General features: G+C 67.8%; 4 protein-coding genes. All 4 read right to left on the bottom strand.

The features are described 5' to 3' along the window. The coding region (gene pgk / locus VFF46_RS14095) for a phosphoglycerate kinase (RefSeq protein WP_325037562.1) at positions 1-129 on the bottom strand (129 nt) is incomplete at its 3' end. 81 nt (positions 130-210) lie between these two features. Next, complete coding sequence (gene gap, locus VFF46_RS14090; RefSeq protein WP_325037561.1) at positions 211-1,215, bottom strand: type I glyceraldehyde-3-phosphate dehydrogenase; 1,005 nt, start codon at positions 1,213-1,215, stop codon at positions 211-213. A 211-nt stretch (positions 1,216-1,426) separates the two neighbouring features. Then, the gene (locus VFF46_RS14085; protein ID WP_325037560.1) at positions 1,427-1,813 is read right to left on the bottom strand and encodes a hypothetical protein; all 387 of its coding nucleotides are present in this window, start codon (positions 1,811-1,813) and stop codon (positions 1,427-1,429) included. Positions 1,814-1,896: 83 nt separating this feature from the next. Continuing rightward, positions 1,897-2,229 (bottom strand): DNA-binding protein WhiA (gene whiA, locus VFF46_RS14080; protein WP_325037559.1); only part of this gene is annotated, 333 nt, incomplete at its 5' end.

The following is a 2,229-nucleotide window of genomic DNA, read 5'->3' as shown; positions in this document are numbered from 1 at the left end:
CAGGGTCGGCAGCGAGGCGCGGATCCGGCCGTCGTCGCCGATCACCTCGTTCTTGATCGGCACGTTCAGGTCGGACCGGACCAGTACCCGCTGGCCCGCCAGGTCGCCGAGATCTTCGATGGTCTTCACAGTTCAGCTTCCTCGGGTGAACTCAGATGAACGAGCCCTGCGTCCGGAACGGTTCGTCCGGACGCAGGGCGACGGGAATCGTCAGAGCGAGGCGCCGACGTGGTTGACCAGGTCGACGAGGCGGTTCGAGTAGCCCCACTCGTTGTCGTACCAGCCGACGACCTTGACCTGGCTGCCGAGCACCTTGGTGAGGCCGGCGTCGAAGATGCAGGAGGCCGGGTCGGTGACGATGTCGGTGGAGACGATCTCGTCCTCGGTGTACTTCAGGAAGCCCTTCAGCGGGCCTTCGGCGGCCGCCTTCACCGCGGCGTTGACCTCCTCGACCGAGGTCTCCCGGCCGACGTTCACGGTCAGGTCGGTGGCCGAGCCGGTCGGGACCGGGACGCGCGGCGCGTACCCGTCCAGCTTGCCCTTGAGCTCCGGCAGCACCAGGCCGATCGCCTTCGCGGCACCGGTCGAGGTCGGCACGATGTTCAGGGCCGCGGCGCGGGCGCGACGCAGGTCCTTGTGCGGGCCGTCCTGCAGGTTCTGGTCCTGGGTGTACGCGTGGATTGTGGTCATCAGACCCTGCTCGATCGTGAACGCGTCGTGGATCGCCTTGGCCATCGGGGCCAGGCAGTTCGTGGTGCAGGACGCGTTCGAGATCACGGTGTGCTTGTCCGCGTCGTACAGCTCGTGGTTCACGCCCATGACGACGGTCAGGTCCTCGTTCTTCGCCGGGGCGGAGATGATGACCTTCTTGGCGCCGTTGTCGGCGTGCGTCTTGGCCTTGGTGGCGTCGGTGAAGAATCCGGTGGACTCGATCACCACGTCGGCGCCGACGTCGGCCCACTTCAGGTTGGCCGGGTCGCGCTCGGCGAAGGCCTTGAAGCTGTGGCCCGCGACGGTGATCTCGTCGTCGGTCGCGGAGACCTCACCCGGGAAGCGGCCCAGGATCGAGTCGTACTTCAGCAGGTGAGCGAGGGTCTGGTTGTCGGTCAAGTCGTTGACGGCGACGACCTCGATGTCGGCACCGGACGCCTGCACGGCGCGGAAGAAGTTACGGCCGATGCGGCCGAAGCCGTTGATACCTACGCGTACGGTCACGGGACTACGTCTCCTCTGAACTGGCTTTTCACTGCCGCTACAGTCCGAACACTAGCCCAACAGCCCACCTGGCCAACTGGTAGCGTCCACATCAGACCACCCTGACCGGTCAGTAGCCGCCCGAGCAGACCACCCGGACGCGAAACAGCCCCGGAATGCTCCGGGGCTGCCAGGTGTATACCAGTTGACCAGCTGGTGCCTGCCAGTTGACTCAGCCCAGCCCGAGCGCCGGGTTCGCGGCCCTTCCGCCGGTTGCCTTCTCGCGGGCTCCGTCGGCGGCCGGCTCCGGCTTCTGAACAGCCCCCAGCGGCTGCTGACCGCTGTGCAGCAGGTCGTGTGCCAAGGCGGCATCGCCGGCCTTCCCGACCCGGAGCGCGCCGGCGACCTTGTCCAGCCCGCTCGGCGGCGCCTGCACCTCGCTGTCCGGCCAGCCGGCGGCCGGCTGTCCGTCGGCAACCATCTTGTTCTGCTGCTGCTCCTGGAGCTTCCGCAGCTCCTCCTGGCGCTGCATGTCTCGCAGTGCGTTCTCGGTCCGCACGCGTTCGAGCTCCGTCAGCGCGGCGGCTTCTTCTTCCTGGGTACCCATCGTCGTCCTCACGTGTTCAGCGGATGGCAACCCCCGTGGGAGAGATCCAATCAACAACGCAAGCGCGGTGTGGGTCCGTGGAGATAACGATCCGGTCAGGCCGGGTCGAGCATCTCCGGGGTCAGGTTGGCCTCGGTGTTCGGGATGTTGAGGTCGGCGGCGCGCTTGTCGGCCATCGCCAGCAGGCGGCGGATCCGGCCCGCCACAGCGTCCTTGGTGAGGGCCGGTTCGTGCAGCTGGCCGAGCTCCTCGAGGCTTGCCTGCTTGTGCTCCAGCCGGAGCTTGCCGGCCACCTGCAGATGATCGGGTACGTCGTCGCCGAGGATCTCCAGGGCCCGCTCGACACGGGCTCCGGCGGCCACCGCGGCGCGGGCCGAGCGGCGCAGGTTGGCGTCGTCGAAGTTCGCGAGGCGGTTCGCGGTCGCGCG

The organism is Kribbella sp. (genome assembly GCF_035655035.1).
Lineage (GTDB): Bacteria > Actinomycetota > Actinomycetes > Propionibacteriales > Kribbellaceae > Kribbella.
This window is presented reverse-complemented; position numbering and strand designations above follow the sequence as displayed.